The following is a 19,598-nucleotide window of genomic DNA, read 5'->3' on the forward strand; positions in this document are numbered from 1 at the left end:
CGTGTTCCAGTTCGTGCGGGCCGCCCTCGACGGGCGTGTTCTCCCTGGTCCCACCGTAACCGGAGCGGGGCTGTCCCCCTACCGGCGCCCAACCGGCCCGCGATGCACGCCGGTTGCGGGCGCCGGTGGTGAGACGGCTCGTTCAGGCCTCGCACACGCCAGGGCTAGGACCCCAGGACCGACGCCAGGAACTCCCCGGTCCAGCCCAGCAACTCCCGCCCCGTCAGCGGCTTTCCGCCCACCTTCGCGGTCCTCGGGCGGGGTACCAGGACCTGGTGCGTGGCCGGCTTGATGACGGTGCCCGGGTAGAGCCGCTTGAGCCGCAGCTCCTGGGACTCCCTCAACTCCACCGGCGCGAAGCGGATGTTGTTGCCCTGGAGGACGATCTCCCCGACACCGCAGGCACGGGCGAGCATCCGCAGCCCCGCCACCAGCAGGAGGTTCTCGACCGGCTCGGGCAACTTGCCGTAGCGGTCCACGAGTTCCTCGCGGACGGCCTTGACGTCCTCCTCCGTGGTCGCGGAGGCGATCGCCCGGTAGGCCTGGAGGCGCAGCCGCTCGCCCGGCGCGTAGTCGTGCGGGACATGCGCGTCGACCGGCAGCTCGATCTTGACCTCCAGCGGCGGCTCCTCCTCGACCCCGCCCTCCAGGGAGGCCCGGTAGTCCGCGACCGCCTCGCCGACCATCCGTACGTACAGGTCGAAGCCCACGCCCGCGATGTGCCCGGACTGTTCGCCGCCGAGCAGATTGCCCGCGCCGCGGATCTCCAGGTCCTTCATCGCCACGTACATGCCCGCGCCCATCTCCGTGTGCTGGGCGATGGTCGCCAGGCGCTCGTGGGCGGTCTCCGTCAGCGGCTTCTCCGGCGGGTACAGGAAGTAGGCGTAGCCGCGCTCGCGGCCCCGGCCGACCCGGCCGCGCAACTGGTGCAGTTGGGAGAGGCCGAAGTTGTCGCCGCGCTCCACGATCAGCGTGTTCGCGTTGGAGATGTCGATGCCCGACTCGACGATCGTCGTGGAGACCAGGACGTCGTACCTCTTCTCCCAGAAGTCGACGACCACCTGCTCCAGCGTCTGCTCCGACATCTGGCCGTGGGCCGTGGCGATCCGCGCCTCCGGGACGATCTCACGCAGGCGCGCCGCGGCGCGGTCGATCGACTCCACCCGGTTGTGGATGTAGAAGACCTGGCCCTCGCGCAGCAGTTCACGCCGGACGGCGGCGCCGATCTGCTTCTCCTCGTAGGGGCCGACGAAGGTCAGCACCGGGTGGCGCTCCTCGGGCGGGGTGGTGATCGTGGACATCTCGCGGATGCCCGTCACCGCCATCTCGAGCGTCCTCGGGATCGGGGTCGCGGACATCGTCAGCACGTCGACGTTGGCGCGCAGCTTCTTGAGCTGCTCCTTGTGCTCGACGCCGAAGCGCTGCTCCTCGTCGACGATGACGAGGCCGAGGTTCTTGAACTTCGTCTGGGACGAGAACAGCCGGTGGGTGCCGATGACGACGTCCACCGAGCCTTCCGTCAGGCCCTCCAGGACGGCCTTCGCCTCCGTGTCCGTCTGGAAGCGGGACAGCGCCCTTACGTTCACCGGGAACTGGGCGTAGCGCTCGGAGAACGTGCCGAAGTGCTGCTGGACCAGCAGGGTGGTGGGGACGAGCACCGCCACCTGCTTGCCGTCCTGCACGGCCTTGAAGGCGGCCCTGACCGCGATCTCCGTCTTGCCGTAGCCCACGTCGCCGCAGATCAGGCGGTCCATCGGGACCGACTTCTCCATGTCCTCCTTGACCTCGGCGATCGTGGTGAGCTGGTCGGGGGTCTCGGCGTAGGGGAAGGCGTCCTCCAGCTCGCGCTGCCAGGGCGTGTCCGTGCCGAAGGCGTGGCCGGGGGCCGCCATGCGCGCGCTGTACAGCTTGATCAGATCCGCGGCGATCTCCTTGACGGCCTTCTTCGCGCGCGCCTTCGTCTTCGTCCAGTCCGCGCCGCCCAGGCGGTGCAGGGTCGGGGCCTCGCCGCCGACGTACTTGGTGATCTGCTCCAACTGGTCGGTGGGGATGTAGAGGCGGTCGCCGGGCTGGCCGCGCTTGGCCGGGGCGTACTCCACCACCAGGTACTCGCGGGTGGCGCCCTGGACCGTGCGCTGCGCCATCTCGATGTAGCGGCCCACACCGTGCTGTTCGTGGACGATGTAGTCGCCGGACTCCAGGGTCAGCGGGTCGATGGTCTTGCGGCGGCGGACGGGCATCCGGGCGCCGTCGCGGCCGGCGGTCCGCTGACCGGAGAGGTCGGTCTCGGTGAGCACGGCGAGCCCGAGCGCCGGGTCGACGAAGCCGTGGTCGATCGAGCCGCACGCCACGTGCACGACCGCGGGGGACAGGGCGCCGAGGTCGGGGTCGAGGCGGGCCGCGATGCCCTCGCCGCCGAGCACCTCGACGGTGCGGGAGGCCGGGCCGTGGCCCTCGGTGACGAACACCGTGCACCAGCGGTCGGCGAGCCAGCCCTTGGTGTCGGCGAGCGCCTTCGCGGTGTCTCCGCGGTAGGTCTCCGGGGCGTGCATACCGAGCTTGAGCGTGTCCCCGTCGAGGGCGTCCAGCTCGTCGTCCGCCGCGAACGGCGACACGGACCACCACATCATGCCCAGTTCGCGGGCCCGCTCCCGGACGTCCGCGAGGGACCACAGGGAGGCCGCGCCGACGTCGATCGGCGCGTCCCCGCCGCCCGCCGTGGCCGCCCAGGAGGCATGGAGGAACTCCTGGCTGGTCGCCACCAGGTCCGCGGCCCGGGTCCGTACCCGCTCCGGGTCGCAGACGACGGCCATGGCGCCCGCGGGCAGCACGTCGAGCAGCAGCTCCATGTCGTCGACCAGGACGGGTGCGAGGGACTCCATGCCCTCGACGGCGATGCCCTCGGCGATCTTGCCGAGCAACTCGCCCAGTTCGGGGTGGCGCTCGGCGAGGGCGGCGGCCCGCTCCCGTACGTCGTCCGTCAGCAGCAGTTCCCGGCACGGGGGCGCCCACAGGCCGTGCTCGGCGACCTCCAGGGAGCGCTGGTCGGCGATCTTGAAGTAGCGGATCTCCTCGATGTCGTCGCCCCAGAACTCCACGCGCAGGGGGTGTTCCTCGGTGGGCGGGAAGACGTCGAGGATGCCGCCGCGTACGGCGAACTCGCCGCGCTTCTCGACCAGTTCGACCCGGGAGTACGCAGCGGCGGCCAGCGCCTGAACGACCTCGTTCAGATCGGCCTGCTCGCCGGTGCGCAGCGCGACGGGTTCCAGGTCGCCGAGGCCCTTGACCTGCGGCTGGAGTACGGAGCGCACGGGCGCGACGACGACGGAGACCCGGCCGGTGTCGGGGTCGTCGGGGCTGGGGTGGGCCAGGCGGCGCAGGACCGCGAGGCGGCGGCCGACGGTGTCGCTGCGGGGGCTGAGCCGCTCGTGCGGGAGCGTCTCCCAGGAGGGGTACTCCACGACGCTCTGCGCGGGCAGCAGCGAGCGCAGCGCGGCGGCGAGATCCTCGGCCTCGCGGCCGGTGGCCGTGACCGCGAGCACGGGGCGGGCGGCGTCACGGGCCAGCGCGGCGATGGCGAAGGGGCGCGCCGCGGGCGGGCCGACGAGGTCGACATGCATGCGGTTGCCGTCGCCGGCCGCGGCGACCGCTTCCGTGAGGGCGGCGTCCTTGACGACGGCGTCGAGCAGACCGTGCAGGCTCATGGAGGAGGGCTTTCCGTCCGAAGGTGGGCAACGCGGCAGGCCCGACACGCCTCGCGGGCCGGGGGTGATTCCAGACTACGTCGCCAAGGGTGAGGCCGGTGGGGCTGTGGACAGCAGGGGGGCGCCCCCGGCGCACGAAGCGGGGCCGGGAAGTCCACTGACTTCCCGGCCCCTGGCTTCTCATGACCTCCGCCCCAGGAGGTCGCGTCGCACGTTCGTACGACCTGTCAGTCCGTCGCGATCGCGTTCAGGACGTTCATCCGGCCCGCCCGGAACGCCGGGACCAGGGCGGCGAACAGGCCCACGAAGGCCGAGCCGATGAAGACGCCGGTGATCGTCGGCCAGGGGATCTCCAGGACCTTGAAGCCCTCCAGAGCGAGCAGCTTCTGGGCGGTCGCGCCCCAGCCGATGCCCAGACCCAGACCCAGCAGGGCGCCGAAGACGGCGATCACCACGGACTCCAGGCGGATCATGCGGCGCAACTGGCGGCGGGAGAGGCCGATGGCCCGCATCAGGCCGATCTCCCGGGTCCGCTCGACCACCGACAGGGCCAGCGTGTTCACCACACCGAGGATGGCCACGATGATCGCGAGGGCCAGCAGGCCGTAGATCATGTTCAGCATCTGGCCGATCTGGTCCTTCAGCTCCTTCTTGTAGTCGGTCTGGTCGCGCACGGGGTACTGCGGGTAGTCGTGCAGCGCGGCCTTGAGCGCCTTGTAGGCGGCGTCCTGCTGCCCCTCCTTGGCCATGGCGAAGAGCATCAGGTCCTGCGGCATCTTGTCGGCGGGGACGTACTTCGCCACCGTGGCGATGGAGGCGTACATCGCGCCCTTGTCCATGACGGCCTCGTCGCTGGTGATGGCGCGCACGGTCAGCTTCGCCGTCCGGCCGTCCTTGAAGTCCACCGTGACGGTGGAGCCGAGCTTGATGCCGTGGTCCTTGGCGAAGCCCTCGAAGACGGACATCGAGTCGGGCCGGTAGGCGTCGGCGACGTCGCCGACGGCCGTCTTGGTGCGCAGGTCCTGCGCGAAGGTCGGGTCGGCCGCGTTGATCGTCTCCTTCTTGACGACGGCGCCGTCCGGGGTGGTCAGGTCCGCGTCCAGCAGCCGGTACTCGGTGACCCGGGCCAGCTCCGGCACGGACTTCGCGGCCTGGACGGCCTGCGGCACGATGACGCCGGTGCTGCCGCTGTCGATGATGAAGTCCGTGCCGACGGATTTGTCCAGCTCGTCGGTGGCGGAGGCCACCATGGAGGAGCCGACCACCGACAGGCAGGCCACCAGGGCGAGACCGATCATCAGCGCGGCGCCGGTGGCACCGGTACGACGCGGGTTGCGCAGGGCGTTGCGCTCGGCCATCCGCCCGACCGGGCCGAAGATCCGCAGCATGACCGCGCCGAGGACGCGGACCAGCACGCTCGCGACCACCGGGCCGATGACGACGAAGCCGATCAGGGTCAGCAGGATGCCGAGGCCCAGCGAGGCCGAACCGCCCTTGGCCCCGTCCGCGGTGGCGGCCAGGTACAGGCTCGCGATACCGGCGCCGGTGAGGACCAGGCCGATCACGGCGCGGACGACACCGGCCTTGGTGTCGGCCGGCATGCCCGACTCGCGCAGGGCCGCCATCGGGGAGATCTTCCCGGCCCGCCGGGCGGGCAGGTAGGCGGCGAGGACGGTGACGACGACACCGAGGACCAGGCCGAGCGCCGGGGTGGTCCAGGCGACGGTCAGATCGTCGGTGGACAGGTTCATCCCCATCTGGCCCATGAGCTTCATCAGGCCGACCGCGACACCGATGCCCGCTCCCACACCGAGCACGGAACCGACCACGCCCAGCAGCACCGCCTCCACGAGCACGGACCGGTTGACCTGCTTGCGGGAGGAGCCGATGGCCCGCATGAGGCCGATCTCCCGGGTGCGCTGGGCGACCAGCATCGAGAAGGTGTTGACGATCAGGAAGATGCCGACGAGGAAGGCGATCCCGGCGAAGCCGAGCATCGCGTACTTCATCACGTTCAGGAAGCTCTCGAGGTCCTTCTGGTTGGCCTCGGCGACCTCCTTGGCCGTCTGCACCTTGTAGTCGTGACCGAGCACGGCGGTCACGTTCTTCTTGAGCTGCTCGTCGCTCACCCCCTGCGCGGCGGTGACGTTGACCTCCGTGTACACCCCGGTCCTGCCGACCAGGGTCTGCTGGGCGGTCTTCGTGTCCAGGTAGAAGAGCGCCGCGCCGGGGTTGGTGACGACGAAGTCGGCGATGCCGGAGACATGGGCGCGATGCGTGCCGACGACGGTGATCACGCCGATCTCGTCGCCCAGCTTCAGGTGGTGCTTGTCGGCGGTGTCCGCGTCGACCACGATCTGGTCGGGGCCCGTGGGCGCCGACCCGGAGGTGATCTTCATGGTGCGGGCGTCGTTGTGGTTCCAGCCGCCCACGATCGTCGGGGCCCCGCTGCTGGGCGAGAGCCTGTCCTTGTCGGCGTTCACGACGGTCGCGGAGGTCGAGAACACCGCCCCCTCCACCGACTTCACACCCTCGGCCTTGCGGACCTCGGTGACCACCGAGGCGGGCAGGACCGGCGGCTTGCCGGTGCGGGAGGTGGTCTCGCCGGTGTCGCTCGACTCCTTGGTGCCGACCGTCACGTCCGAGGCCGTCGCCTGGAAGAGCTTGTCGAACGTCGTGTTCATGGTGTCGGTGAACACGAGCGTGCCGCACACGAACGCCACCGACAGCAGGACCGCGACGGCGGACAGGGCCATTCGCCCCTTGTGCGCGAAGAAATTGCGCATCGAGGTCTTCAGCACGGTCATGACGTGCGCCCCCGGGCGTCGAAGTCCTTCATCCGGTCCAGGACCTGCTCGGCCGTCGGCTGGTACATCTCGTCGACGATCTTGCCGTCCGCGAGGTAGAGCACCCGGTCCGCGTAGGAGGCGGCCCCGGGGTCGTGCGTGACCATCACGATGGTCTGGCCCAGTTCGTCCACGGACCGGCGCAGGAAGCCGAGGACCTCGGCGCCCGCACGCGAGTCGAGGTTGCCGGTCGGCTCGTCACCGAAGATGATCTCGGGCCGGGCGGCCAGCGCCCGCGCCACGGCCACCCGCTGCTGCTGGCCGCCGGAGAGCTGGTTGGGCCGGTGCTTGAGCCGCCCGGCGAGCCCCACGGTCGTCACGACCCGGTCCAGCCAGGCCGCGTCCGGCTTCCGCCCGGCGATGTCCATGGGCAGCGTGATGTTCTCCAGGGCGTTCAGCGTCGGCAGCAGGTTGAACGCCTGGAAGATGAAGCCGATCCGGTCCCGGCGAAGCTGTGTGAGCTTCTTGTCCTTCAGCCCCGTGATCTCGGTCTCGTCCAGGTAGATCTGACCGCTCGTCACGGTGTCGAGCCCGGCGAGGCAGTGCATCAGCGTGGACTTGCCGGACCCCGAGGGGCCCATGATCGCGGTGAACTGGCCCCGGGCTATGTCCACGTCGACATGGTCGAGAGCGACGACGCGGGTCTCCCCCGCCCCGTACGCCTTCACGACCTGTCGCGCTCGTGCGGCAACGGCCGTACGCCCTCCAGTGCCCCCGTGCCTGGGAATGGTCACGGCCGATGTCATGTCATGTCTCCCATATCGATATGCAGGCGAACGTGCGGTGCCGCACTCTGTCCTGCGCAGTGGATACGCCCATCAGTCTGGCGGTGAAGAGGGTCCCGGCGCGCTGGTGCCCGGCCCCGTTCCGTACGGGGGAAATCCCCACCCCTTCTCGTACGGCTTCCCGTACGCCCCCCGTGCGTCGACCGCCCCCCGGCGATGTAAGACCAGGTTAAGGACGAGCCCGGCCCTTCCTCGTCCTCCGACGGGACGAACCCACCCCGGTCTCCGGTAGGGACATACCCCTAGGGGCCCTCCCCCCGCAGACGGAGGCCGTCTCAGGGTCGGCTCCGCCCTTCGTCGCAGTCAGCGTCCACCTTCACGTCGCGTGAGGGTCAAATCCCCCGCCCCGAACGGCTCGACGGACAGGACGCGCTACGGCTACTCCGCCGGGGCCCGGTCCGTGATCACGGAGAGGCTGTGGCGCACATGGGCCATCTCGGCCCGGACGACCTCCCGCCGCTCCCCGTGCGCCGCCACCACCCGCTCCGTCTCACAGGCGACGCGGTCCGCCCGTACCCGCGCCTCGGCGATCACCTCGCACGCGCGCGCCTCGGCGTCCCGCTCGATCCGCCGCGCCGCCTCCTCGGCCTCGGCGTACGCTCGCTTCGCCGCCGCCAGCGCGTCCTTCGCGCGGGCCGACCGCTCCGCCTCCGCCGCCTCCAGCGCCGCCGTCCGCTCGATCGCCGCGCGCTTCTCGCGGTCCTTGCGCTCGGCCTGTTCCGCCGTCTGCTCGGCCAGCAGCCCCTCGGTGCGCCGACGCACCTCACGCAGCGCGGCCAGCGCCTCCCCGCGCCCCTTCTTCACCTCGCGCCGCGCCATGACGCGTACGTCGTCGGCCTCCGCCCGCGCGGCCAGCATCCGGGTACGGACCCGCTCCTCGGCCTCGCCGCGCACCTCGTCGGCGTGCGCCCGCGCGGCCTCCCGCACGTGCCGCCCCGCCTCCTCCGCCTCGGCGGCCAGGGACTCGGCCTCCCGCCGCGCGTCCTCCCGTACGACCGCCGCCTCCTCCTGGGCCAGCGTGAAGAGGGTCCGCGCCTGCTCGCCGAGGCAGTCGTACGTCTGCTCGGGCAGCTGCGCCACCGTCTCGCGCAGCAGCTCCAGGTCGGCCTCCATCTCCCTGGCCAGCACCGTCAGTCGGGCGGCGCGCTCCCACGCGGCGTCGCGCTCCGCGGAGAGAGCCGCGGTGAAGGCGTCGATCCGGTCGGGGCGATAGCCGCGCCGCACTCGCGCGAAACCCTGCCCCGGCCTCGATGCGCTGCTCATCGTGGGACCCCTCTCCACCTGACCCGCACTCATCGATGATGTCGCGCACATCTTGATGGATCAGGCGGAAGTGCTCATAACACGACACTCCGCGCATCACCGACAGGATGCGGCCGGGCACAAACGGCACCGGGGGTGGCCCACGAGATGTCACATACGCGCAAGGGCCGGTCCCGCCGTACGAAGTCGTACGGCGGGACCGGCCCTTGACGTTCCGTCAACCGGTCAGCGGGTCACAGCAGTCCGTCCCACATCTGCTCCAGCACCACCGACCACCAGCTCTCCGGAGAACCGAGGGCCGCCGGGTCGATCGTGCACAACTGGGCCTGGAAGTCGACGGTCCAGCGGCCCGCCTGCTCCTGGTTGAGCCCGTACCGCAGCCGCCACATCCGGCCGAGCAGCGCCATGCAGCGCACGAACTCGGGCAGCCCCGAGTTCACGAACTGCGGCGGCACCGACGTCCCGCCCGGACCCGCCTCCACCGGCACCGCGACGATGGCCGCCGTGCCGTACTGCACGCAGATCGCCTTGCCGAAGTCGCTGCCCACGACGAGGTACGAACCCGCGTCCGGGGCGGGCTGCACGCCGCGCTCCTGCGCCAGCTCGGCCAGCGTCGGCACCGGGCGGCCCGGCTGGGCCTGCGCCCAGAAGAACGGGCCCATGTCCAGCGGCAGTCCGGCCACCACCAAGGTGTGCGCCACGATCGGCGGCACCCCCTGCCGGGAGACCGACACCTGGTCGAACCGGAAGACACCCGGCCCGAAGGCACCGGCCATCTCCTGCGCGATGCCCTCCGGCGGGATCGGCGGCGCGGGCTGCACCTGCGGCAGCGGGGCGCGCACCGGCCCCGGACGCGCCGGACCGTCCGCCACCTGATGCAACTCGCCCTGGTGCGCGAGGAGTTGCTGCATGCCCTGCTGACGCGAGGCGTGGTCGGTACCATACGGGGCGATGCTGGTGATCCGCGCCTGCGGCCAGTTCTCCCGGATCATCCGCGCGCAGTAGGCACCCGGCAGCTCGCACGACTCCAGCTCCGTGTGCAGCTCCAGCACCTGGTCCGGCGGAACGTTCATCGCGCGCAGCTCATGGAAGATCTGCCACTCGGGGTGCGGCGTGCCCGGCGCCGAACGCCGGATCAACTGCTGCTCCGAACCGTCCTGCGCGCGATAGCGCAGCACGGCCTGATAGCCGGGGCCGACCGTCGGCTGACCGGGCGGCGGGTAGCCGTACGAGGGCTGCTGCTGACCCGGTACGGGCGGCTGGCCCGGCAGGGGCTGCGGAGCGCCGACCGGCACCCCGGGGACACCCGGAGGCGGCGGGGGCGCGCCCGGACCACCGACCGGCGGACCGGCCAGCATGGTCGCGGCCTGATGAACGGCGTCGCGCGCGGCGGGCGCGGGACCGGGCTGGTTCGGACCCGGCTGACTCGGACCGGGCGGGTTCGGACCGGGCGGGTTCGGGCCCGGCTGACCGGGGCCCGGCTGGTTCGGGTCCGCGAACATCGTCGCCGCGTAGGGCGCACCGCCCGGAGGCGTGGCACCGGGCGGCTTCGGCGGGCCCGGAGGCGTGGGTACGCCCGGACCGGACTGGCCCGGGTCCGCGAACATCGTCGCCGCGTGGGGCGCCCCACCGGGCGGTGTGGCACCGGGCGGTGTCGGCGCGCCCGCGGGCGGCGTACCCGGTCCCGGCGCGCCCCCGGGGCCGTCCGGGCCGAGCTGCGAGACGAGTTGCGTGGGCACGTACCCGCCCGGCGGAGGCGTGGCACCCGGCGGAGGCGTTGCGCCCGGCACCCCCGGAGCACCCGGCGGGTGGGGCGCGCCACCGGCCTGCGCGCTCCGCGGCGGCGGCGCCTTGCTGGTCGCTGCGTCGGCGATGTCCTGGGCGGCCTGCGTCGGCCGCTCCCCCGGTACGGGCGGACCGGCCGGAGGCTGCGCCGCGTCGGGCACAGCGGGGGGCTGCGGTCCACCGGGCGGCGGCGTACCGGGACCGGTCGCGCCACCCGACGGCGGGGTTCCGAGCAGCTCCTTCTCGTCCAGCGCGGGAGCCACCGCCGTACGCGGCAACTGGCTGCCGCCGTCCAGCAGAGCCGTCTTCGCGTCCGGCGTGGACACGGGCGGCGGCGTGTCCCCGCCGGCGTCGCTCAGCGGCGGCGCGAACACCGTCGCCGGCAGCGGCACCGACCGGTCCTCGCCCGCCTCGGCGCTGATGTCGGTGCCCTCCCACGGAGTCGCCCCCGCGGCCACCTCCGGCGCCTCGCCACCGCCCCCGGCGGCGGGCCACGCCGTGCCCGACGCCGACCCCTCACCGGCCGGGGCCGGACCGGTCGCGGCAGCCGGTACGGGCGCGGCGGTCGGCGCGGGTGCCGCGGCGCCCGAGGTACCCGAGGTGCCGGACGACGCGCCGGACGACGTACCGCCCGACGTGTCGGACGACGAACCGCCCTCGCCCTGGCGGCGATCCGGGATGCCCATCTTGTCCGCCGCCTCCTGGAGCCACTCCGGCGGGCTCAACAGGAACGACGTCTGGTTCAGGTCCACCCGGGCCGCGGGCGCGGGAGCCGACGGCTCCGCCTCACCCTGCGCCCCGTACTCCTCCTCGTACCGGCGGATCACCTCGCCCACCGGCAGCCCCGGCCACAGCGTCGCCTCCCCGCTGTCCCGGGCGATGACCAGCCGCTGCGCGCCGCCGTCCGCCCGCGGCCCCTCGCTGCGGTCCTCGGCCCACACCACGAACCCGAGGCCGAACTCCCGTACCAGCACCTCACGATGCTGGTACGCCGGCACGTCGCCGTTGATCCACTCTTCCGCGCGCTCCTGCGCCTGCGCGAACGTCACCATCGCCGACCTCACTCCCCCACCGACGACACGGGCACCGCGTACGCGAAGCCGCCGTCCACCATCAGGCTCGCCACCGTCTCCAACTCCGGCGGATGACCCACCAGTCGGGACAGGAACGCGTCGAAGTCGTCACCGCACGGCAGCAACAGCCGCTGCACACGCTCGGCCGGCGGCCACGACGCGTCGACATCACGCGCGTCGTCGTACGCGCAGAACCAGACCGAACCGATCCGGTCGCCCTTCACCTTCACCGCCAGCAGACCGCCCTGGACGAAGCCGACGCCCAGATAGTCCTTGGTCAGATGGTCACGCAGGCACTTGTTCACATACACCAGGTCGTTGACCGCCGCCTCGTCGCGCACCGTGAAGAACGGCTGGTCGACCAGCAGCCCCAACTCCGCGTCGAGCGCCACACCCACCGGCGCGCACCCGCCCGCCGCCTTCAGGAACGACCGGTAGGCGCCCGGCAGCCGGTACCCGAGGTCCTCCTCGACCCCCTGCACCTGCTGCTCCGTCACCGCCACCGACGACTTCGGCAGGCCGAAGTGCGCGGGCCGCGTCTCCTGCAACGGCCGCGTCCCGCGCTTGTTCTGGTCGACGTTCGCCGTCGCGATCCCGCCGTGATGCCGCAGCAGCGCCTTCACCTCGACCGGGACCAGCTCCAACCGGCGCGCACCCGGCGCGTGATGCCAGGTCCAGCCGTGCGGGGTGGCCACCGCCGGGATCGTGTCCCACAGCTCGTGCCCCGACGCCGCGAGCGCCGCGTTCGCCGACACATAGTCCGTCAGCCGCAACTCGTCCACGCCGAAACCTTCCGGCGGATCCGCGATCTCCGCGGCGGCCCGTGCGTACGGCGAGAAGTCGGGGAACCCGTACTGGTCCACCCGTACCCCTCGCGGATGGCGCGCGGCCCGGACCGGATCGGGAAAGTGCACGACCTGCCCGGCGTAGGCCGCGTTCGGCGGCGCGGCTTGTCCCCCGGGCTGGCGGCCGGGAGGAGCCCCCAGCCCGAGCCGACCTGTCGTCATGGCAGTTGCCCCCTGCGGCGTTCTGTGTGGCCTGTACGGCGGTATGGATCGCGGATGTCGACAGCCTATGCGGTACGACGACACCGGTCACCGGGCCTCCGGTTCCACATCCCCGGCAACCCGTCGCCGCCGTGACCAGCCGTCACCCCACCGTGACGGAACACCGAACAACGGGCGTGTCCCCACGCCCCAGCTTCCGCAGCGCCCACGGCATTTGGCAGTCTGTGTCCCACCGGGGGGATGCACGGAGGGGAAAACGATCATGAATGCGACACAGACAGACACCCACGGAGACCCACGCATCGGCTGGAGCACCGCCGACGCCGCGCCCGTCCCCGCCCTCCGCCACCGCCGCGACGGCATACTCCCCACCATCGCCGCCGCGCTCTCCGTGCGCGGCACCACCCTCACCGGCACCGCCGCCCGCGGCGACCGGCCCCCCGCGCTGCATCCGCTCGTCCAGGACTTCCTCGACGCCCTCACCAGCACCAAGCGCGACCGCTGCACCGGCCGCTGCGCCGAGGCCATCCTCATCTCGCGCCACATCACCACCGCCGACAGCGCCCGCAGCAAACGTGCCTCCCGCAAACCGATGTCCAACAGCGAGGCACGCAAGGCGCTCAAGCAGGCCAAGCTCACCGCCCGGCACATCCGCGAGGACGGCGACCCCCTGCACGGCAGCTTCGCCGCACCCTGCCGTGCCTGTACCGCGCTCAGCCATCACTTCGGCGTCCGCATCGTCGACCCCACCGCGCAGGACTGAGCCCCACCCCGTACGACCGCACGACACCGTCCGCGCCGGTCCCGCACCCGACGAACGAAGGCCGATGCACACCGACCGCTTCCCTGCCCCGACCCCACGCTTCGCCGCCCCCGTGGACACCGCCCTGCGCGCCGCCGGCTGGCAGCCCGGCCGCCGCGACATACATCAGGCGGAACGCTGGGCCGACACCCTGCGCGATCACACGTCCCCCGCCGGACACCGGCACACCGTGTGCGCCGCGGCCGTCGAGGCCTGGGCCGAGTTCGGCGGTCTGCACATCACCGCCAAGGGACCCGGCCGCGGGCTCGCCCCCACCGCCGTACGCCTCGACCCGCTGCACGGCCTCCACATGGCCCGCACCCTGAACGACCTCGGCCGCGCCCTCGGCACCGAGGTCTGCCCTCTCGGTGCGGAATCCGACAGCCACGCGCTGCTCGCCATCGACACCGAGGGCCGTGTCTACGCGCTCGACCACACCGGCGACTGGTACCTGGGCCCCGACCTCGACCAGGCCCTCACCACCCTGCTCACGGGCACGGAACCCGTACGCCTCACGGCGGGGTGAGCGGCCAGGGGACCGTCAGCCGACCTCGGCCGGGATCACCGCCGAGACCCGGAAGCCGCCCGCGTCCGTCGGGCCCGACACGAAGACCCCGCCCAGCGCGCTGACCCGCTCCTTCATCCCCAGCAGGCCGTTGCCCCCGCTGGGCAGCCCGGCGGCCGGCGCCGCGCCCTGCTCCGGCGGCGGCTCGTTCTCCACCTGCATCGCGATCTCCGCGGAACGGTGGGCCAACCGCACATGCGTCTTCGCGCCGGCCGCGTGCTTGTGCACGTTGGTCAACGCCTCCTGCACCACGCGGTACGCCGTCTGCTCGACCGCGCGCGCGTACCCGCGCGCCTGCCCCTCCACCGACAGCCGTACGACCATCCCGGCCGCCGCCGACTGCTCGACCAGCTCCTCCAGTTCGGCGATGGACGGCCCCTCGGCGGGGTCACCGGCCGCCCGGGACGCCGCCGCGGCAGCCGCCGCCTTCACCGCGGCGAGCGGCACCGACCGGTCCGCCCGGCCCGCGAGCCCCTCCCCGCTGCGCAGCACCCCGAGCATCTCGCGCAGCTCGGTCAGGGCCTGCCGCCCCATGTCCCCGACGAGCGCCGCGTTCTTGACGGCCTTCTCCGGATCCTTGCGGGCGACGGCCTGCAACGCGGCGGCGTGCACCACCATCAGGCTCACCCGGTGGGCGACGACGTCGTGCATCTCCCGCGCGATGCGCGTCCGTTCCTCGTTGCGCGCCCACTCCGCGCGCTCCTCGGCCCGCTCGGCCAGCAGGATCAACTCCCGCTCCAGCGAGTCGGCCCGCTCCCGCAGGCTCTCCATCAGCCGCCGCCGGGCGCCGATGTACAGCCCGAGCAGCACCGGAGGAGCGGTCATCCCGAGCGCCGTGGTGACGGACAGGAACGGAATGAACCCGCCCGCGATCGACAGATCCCCGCTGCCCACGCCCTGTTGGGCCCGCACGTACGTGACGATGAACATGCCCACGATCGACATGCCCGCGAGCGCGCTGATGATCCGCCGGGGCAACTCCGAGGCGGCGAGCGTGTACAGCCCGACGATGCCCATCAGGAAGCCCATCTGGGCCGGGGTGATGGCGATGGAGACGAGCACCACCGCGATCGGCGAGCGCCGCCGCAGCACCAGCGTGGCCCCCGCGAACAGGCCGAACACCGTCCCGACGGGCACGGGCAGACCGGCGTCCCGCGAGAACTGGACCCCCTCGGCCGCGCACTCCAGGCCGGACACCGCGGCGAGCGAGATATCGAGCAGGGCACCGCGCCAACGGTCCCACCACCAGGGCCCGCCCCCGGCCTCCCTGCGGATTTCCCCCGTCGTGGTCATGCCCCCAGCCTACGGGCGCTCCCCGCGGGAATTCCGGCGAGTTCCGACGCCCACGTCACACCACACTCCGTGACCGAACCGGAGACGACCGCCGGGGGCCGCCGGTGATCGACGTCCCGAAAGGCGCTGACTCGTACCGTCGCATCGAAGGGTCCCCGTACGGCATAGTGGAGTCCGTACGCGAAGCCGATCAACGGGATCGGGCGGCGCGAACCATCCATCCCGGATCGTCTAAGGGCAGGACAAACGGTTTTGGTCCGTTGAATGAGGGTTCGAATCCTTCTCCGGGAGCCACGGTGCACATGTCCCAGGTCCGGGCCCTGACCCCCAGGTCAGGGCCCGCTCTCATGTCCCTTCGGTAACACCCCGGTATCCTGCGGATGTCCACCCCACCCATGAAGCCGAAGGGCATCCCCGTGAGCGCCAATCGCCCGGCAGCCGTCGTCGTTCTCGCAGCGGGTGAGGGCACCCGTATGAAGTCGGCCACACCCAAGGTCCTGCACGAGATCTGCGGTCGTTCCCTCGTCGGGCATGTGCTCGCCGCCGCCGGTGAGTTGGCGCCCGAGAACCTCGTCGTCGTCGTGGGTCACGCCCGGGAGAAGGTCACCGAACACCTCGCCCGCGTCGAGCCCGGCGTGCGCACCGCCGTCCAGGCCGAGCAGCGCGGGACCGGGCACGCCGTCCGGATGGGCCTTCAGGAGCTGGGCGAGACCGTCGAGGGCACCGTCGTCGTCGTGTGCGGCGACACCCCGCTGCTCACCGGCGAAACGCTTCGGCGCCTCGCCGCCACCCACGCCGCGGACGGCAACGCCGTCACCGTGCTCACCGCCGAGGTCCCCGACGCCACCGGCTACGGCCGGATCGTGCGCGACGAGGCCACCGGCGCCGTGACCGCGATCGTCGAGCACAAGGACGCCGACGAGGACCAGCGGGCCATCCGGGAGATCAACTCCGGGGTGTTCGCCTTCGACGGGGCCCTGCTCGCCGACGCGCTGAAGAAGGTCCGTACGGACAACAGCCAGGGCGAGGAGTACCTCACCGACGTCCTCGGCATCCTGCGCGGCGCCGGGCACCGGGTCGGCGCGTCCGTCGCCGGCGACCACCGGGAGATCGCCGGGATCAACAACCGCGTGCAGCTCGCCGAGGCGCGCCGCATCCTCAACGACCGGCTCCTGACGGACGCCATGCTCGCCGGGGTCACCATCGTCGATCCGGCCACCACGTGGGTCGATGTGACGGTCACCTTCGAGCGGGACGTGATCGTGCAGCCGGGGACGCAGTTGCTGGGCGCGACCCACCTCGAGGAGGGCGCCGAGGTCGGCCCGCACACCCGGCTGACGGACACCACGGTCGGCGCAGGGGCGCGGGTGGACAACACCGTCTCCGACGGCGCCGTGGTGGGTCCGCAGGCCACGGTCGGCCCGTTCGCGTATCTGCGTCCGGGGACCCGGCTCGGCGTGAAGTCGAAGATCGGGACGTACGTGGAGACGAAGAACGCGTCGATCGGTGAGGGCACGAAGGTGCCGCATCTGTCGTACGTGGGCGACGCGACGATCGGCTCGCACACGAACATCGGTGCCGCGAGCGTCTTCGTGAACTATGACGGACAGGACAAACATCACACCACGGTGGGATCTCACTGCCGTACCGGTTCGGACAACATGTTTGTGGCTCCCGTCACGATCGGGGACGGCGTGTACACCGCCGCCGGCTCCGTGATCACCAAGGATGTGCCGCCCGGTTCGCTGGCCGTGGCCCGTGGTCAGCAGCGGAATATCGAGGGCTGGGTGGCCCGTAAGCGTCCGGGGAGCGCCGCCGCCAAGGCGGCGGAGGCGGCTTCCCGGGAGCCGGACGGCGAAGGCTGACCGGAAACAGGTGCGTCTGACACGGCGTACCGTGATAAGTGCACACCCGCACCCCCATCAGCTCATACGGCCGCTCACACCCAGCCGAGTTCGGCTGTTGCGGCTTCTGGACACCTGGCTGAAACACCTCTGAGGAGACAGTGCTGTGACCGGGATCAAGACGACCGGCGAGAAGAAGATGATGTTCTTCTCCGGGCGCGCCCACCCCGAGCTTGCCGAGGAGGTCGCCCACCAGCTAGGTGTCGGGGTCGTCCCGACGAAGGCCTTCGACTTCGCCAACGGTGAGATCTACGTCCGCTACCAGGAGTCGGCGCGCGGTGCGGACTGCTTCCTGATCCAGAGCCACACGGCTCCGATCAACAAGTGGGTCATGGAGCAGCTCATCATGATCGACGCGCTGAAGCGCGCGTCGGCCCGCTCCATCACGGTGATCGTGCCGTTCTACGGTTACGCGCGCCAGGACAAGAAGCACCGCGGGCGTGAGCCGATCTCGGCGCGGCTGATCGCGGACCTGATGAAGACGGCCGGTGCGGACCGGATCCTCACGGTGGATCTGCACACGGACCAGATCCAGGGCTTCTTCGACGGCCCGGTGGACCACCTGTTCGCGCTGCCGCTGCTGGCGGACTACGTGGGCGCGAAGGTGGACCGGCAGAAGCTGACCATCGTGTCGCCGGACGCGGGCCGGGTGCGGGTCGCGGACCGCTGGTGCGACCGGCTGGGCGCGCCGCTGGCGATCGTGCACAAGCGTCGTGACAAGGACGTCGCCAACCAGGTCACCGTGCACGAGGTCGTCGGTGAGGTGAAGGGCCGGGTGTGTGTCCTGGTCGACGACATGGTGGACACGGGCGGCACGATCTGCGCGGCGGCCGACGCGCTGTTCGCGCACGGTGCGGAGGACGTCATCGTGACGGCGACGCACGGTGTGCTGTCGGGTCCGGCGGCGGACCGTCTGAAGAACTCGAAGGTGAGCGAGTTCGTGTTCACGAACACGCTGCCGACGCCGGGTGAGCTGGAGCTGGACAAGATCACGGTGCTGTCGATCGCGCCGACGATCGCGCGTGCGGTGCGAGAGGTGTTCGAGGACGGCTCGGTGACGAGCCTCTTCGACGAGCAGTGAGCGCGCGCCGGTAGCGCCGGCGGAGATCGTTTTGGGTACGGCCTCCCCCTCCGAGTAGACTGCTGCAGTTGCTCGGCGAGGGAGGCCGTACCTGTTGGGTACGGCGGTCCGTTATCGACGCGCTCTTCGTAGCAGGCCGTTCGTGGCCGGGTGACCCTCCCCCAAGCTCCAAGGAGCAGGGGGTACCCCCAATTCTCTGGTTTCTACGAGGAGTGACCATGTCCGAGGTGAAGATCTCCGCCGCGTCGCGCACCGAGTTCGGTAAGGGTGCCGCCCGTCGTATCCGTCGTGACAACAAGGTTCCGGGTGTGCTGTACGGCCACGGTTCGGACCCGCTGCACCTGACCCTTCCGGGCCACGAGCTGCTGATGGCGCTGCGTACGCCGAACGTTCTGATCTCGCTGGACATCGACGGCAAGACGAACGAGCTGGCCATCCCGAAGTCCGTGCAGCGCGACCCGCTGAAGGGCTTCCTGGAGCACGTCGACCTGCTGCTGGTCAAGCGCGGCGAGAAGGTCACCGTCGAGGTTCCGGTCCAGACCGAGGGCGAGCTGGCCGCGGGTGGCAACCTGCTGGAGCACGTGCTGGTGGCGCTGCCGGTCGAGGCCGAGGCCACGCACATCCCCCAGGCCCTGACCGTCTCCATCGAGGGTCTCGAGGCCGGCGCCTCGGTCCTCGCCAAGGACATCACGCTGCCGTCGGGCGTCTCCCTGGCGGTCGAGGAGGACGCGGTGGTCCTCCAGGTGCTGGCCGCGCAGGCGGAGGAGGCCCCCGAGGGTGCCGAGGCCGAGGGTGAAGAGGCCGCCGAGGCCTGATCCTCGCCGTCATCGTTTCGTCAGCCGCTGTTCCCTGGTGGGGCAGCGGCTGGCGCGTATCAAGGAGACATGAACGTGACTACGCCGGCAGACGACGCTCCCTGGTTGATCGTGGGCCTCGGCAATCCCGGTCCCGAGTACGCCATGAACCGGCACAACGTGGGGTTCATGGTGGCCGATCTGCTGGCCGCGCGGATCGGGGGGAAGTTCAAGCGCGCGAGCAAGGCGCAGGCCCAGGTGGTGGAGGGCAGGATCGGTCCGCCCGGTCCGGCGAACCGCCGGGTGATCCTGGCGAAGCCGATGTCGTACATGAACCTGTCGGGCGGCCCGGTGAACGCGTTGCGTGACTTCTACAAGGTGCCGGTGGCGCACATCGTGGCCGTGCACGACGAGTTGGACATCGACCCCGGCACGCTGCGGCTCAAGCTGGGCGGGGGCGACAACGGCCACAACGGGCTGAAGTCGATGACGAAGGCGATGAGTTCGGACTATCACCGGGTGCGGTTCGGGATCGGACGTCCGCCGGGTCGTATGCCGGTCGCCGACTTCGTGCTGCGGGACTTCTCGTCGACGGAGCGCAAGGAGCTGGACTACTTCGTGGACCGGGCCGCGGACGCGGTGGAGTGCCTGGTCATCGAGGGGCTGGAGCGGGCGCAGAGTACGTACAACTCGTAG

13 protein-coding genes and 1 tRNA gene are annotated in these 19,598 nt (G+C 71.5%); 7 read left to right on the forward strand and 7 right to left on the reverse strand.

What is annotated here, in order from left to right; all coding sequences use genetic code 11:
• Nucleotides 1-164: 164 nt before the first annotated feature.
• From mfd to ACZ60T_RS29870, 6 genes are all read right to left on the reverse strand, one after another.
• Nucleotides 165-3,704 carry a transcription-repair coupling factor gene (mfd, locus tag ACZ60T_RS29845; protein WP_469668731.1) on the reverse strand — a complete coding sequence of 1,180 codons (3,540 nt, stop codon included), beginning with the start codon at nt 3,702-3,704 and terminating at the stop codon, nt 165-167.
• A 227-nt stretch (nt 3,705-3,931) separates the two neighbouring features.
• Nucleotides 3,932-6,511, reverse strand: coding sequence for an ABC transporter permease (locus ACZ60T_RS29850; RefSeq protein ID WP_469668732.1), 2,580 nt, complete (start codon nt 6,509-6,511; stop codon nt 3,932-3,934).
• Nucleotides 6,508-7,296, reverse strand: coding sequence for an ABC transporter ATP-binding protein (locus ACZ60T_RS29855; RefSeq protein WP_365624209.1), 789 nt, complete (start codon nt 7,294-7,296; stop codon nt 6,508-6,510). Before ACZ60T_RS29855 ends, ACZ60T_RS29850 begins: the two co-directional genes overlap by 4 nt.
• A gap of 417 nt (nt 7,297-7,713) precedes the next feature.
• Nucleotides 7,714-8,598: a cellulose-binding protein gene (locus ACZ60T_RS29860; RefSeq protein ID WP_469668734.1), complete on the reverse strand. Its 885-nt coding sequence runs from the start codon at nt 8,596-8,598 to the stop codon at nt 7,714-7,716.
• Nucleotides 8,599-8,831: 233 nt separating this feature from the next.
• Nucleotides 8,832-11,435 carry an SUKH-4 family immunity protein gene (locus tag ACZ60T_RS29865; protein ID WP_469668736.1) on the reverse strand — a complete coding sequence of 868 codons (2,604 nt, stop codon included), beginning with the start codon at nt 11,433-11,435 and terminating at the stop codon, nt 8,832-8,834.
• Nucleotides 11,436-11,443: 8 nt separating this feature from the next.
• The gene (locus ACZ60T_RS29870) at nt 11,444-12,463 is read right to left on the reverse strand and encodes an SMI1/KNR4 family protein (RefSeq protein ID WP_469668737.1); all 1,020 of its coding nucleotides are present in this window, start codon (nt 12,461-12,463) and stop codon (nt 11,444-11,446) included.
• A gap of 262 nt (nt 12,464-12,725) precedes the next feature.
• On the opposite strand from ACZ60T_RS29870, the gene ACZ60T_RS29875 reads away from it, so the two are divergent.
• Entirely contained in the window at nt 12,726-13,226 is a 501-nt protein-coding gene (locus tag ACZ60T_RS29875; RefSeq protein ID WP_365624217.1) for a YwqJ-related putative deaminase, read from the forward strand.
• A gap of 64 nt (nt 13,227-13,290) precedes the next feature.
• The gene (locus ACZ60T_RS29880; RefSeq protein ID WP_469668738.1) at nt 13,291-13,791 is read left to right on the forward strand and encodes an SUKH-3 domain-containing protein; all 501 of its coding nucleotides are present in this window, start codon (nt 13,291-13,293) and stop codon (nt 13,789-13,791) included.
• A 15-nt stretch (nt 13,792-13,806) separates the two neighbouring features.
• Here the strand turns inward: ACZ60T_RS29880 and ACZ60T_RS29885 are convergent, their stop codons facing one another.
• Nucleotides 13,807-15,123 carry a sensor histidine kinase gene (locus ACZ60T_RS29885; RefSeq protein WP_365624221.1) on the reverse strand — a complete coding sequence of 439 codons (1,317 nt, stop codon included), beginning with the start codon at nt 15,121-15,123 and terminating at the stop codon, nt 13,807-13,809.
• A gap of 220 nt (nt 15,124-15,343) precedes the next feature.
• Here ACZ60T_RS29885 and ACZ60T_RS29890 point away from each other — a divergent pair.
• From ACZ60T_RS29890 to pth, 5 genes are all read left to right on the forward strand, one after another.
• Nucleotides 15,344-15,417 (forward strand) — tRNA-Gln (locus ACZ60T_RS29890).
• A 122-nt stretch (nt 15,418-15,539) separates the two neighbouring features.
• Entirely contained in the window at nt 15,540-16,988 is a 1,449-nt protein-coding gene (gene glmU / locus ACZ60T_RS29895) for a bifunctional UDP-N-acetylglucosamine diphosphorylase/glucosamine-1-phosphate N-acetyltransferase GlmU (RefSeq protein WP_469668820.1), read from the forward strand.
• 145 nt (nt 16,989-17,133) lie between these two features.
• On the forward strand, nt 17,134-18,108 hold the full coding sequence (locus ACZ60T_RS29900; RefSeq protein WP_252425223.1) for a ribose-phosphate diphosphokinase: 975 nt from the start codon (nt 17,134-17,136) through the stop codon (nt 18,106-18,108).
• Between the two features lie 218 nt (nt 18,109-18,326).
• Nucleotides 18,327-18,923 carry a 50S ribosomal protein L25/general stress protein Ctc gene (locus tag ACZ60T_RS29905; RefSeq protein WP_365624224.1) on the forward strand — a complete coding sequence of 199 codons (597 nt, stop codon included), beginning with the start codon at nt 18,327-18,329 and terminating at the stop codon, nt 18,921-18,923.
• A gap of 69 nt (nt 18,924-18,992) precedes the next feature.
• Nucleotides 18,993-19,598: an aminoacyl-tRNA hydrolase gene (gene pth, locus ACZ60T_RS29910; protein ID WP_365624226.1), complete on the forward strand. Its 606-nt coding sequence runs from the start codon at nt 18,993-18,995 to the stop codon at nt 19,596-19,598.

Source organism: Streptomyces sp. NPDC104371, assembly GCF_055583785.1.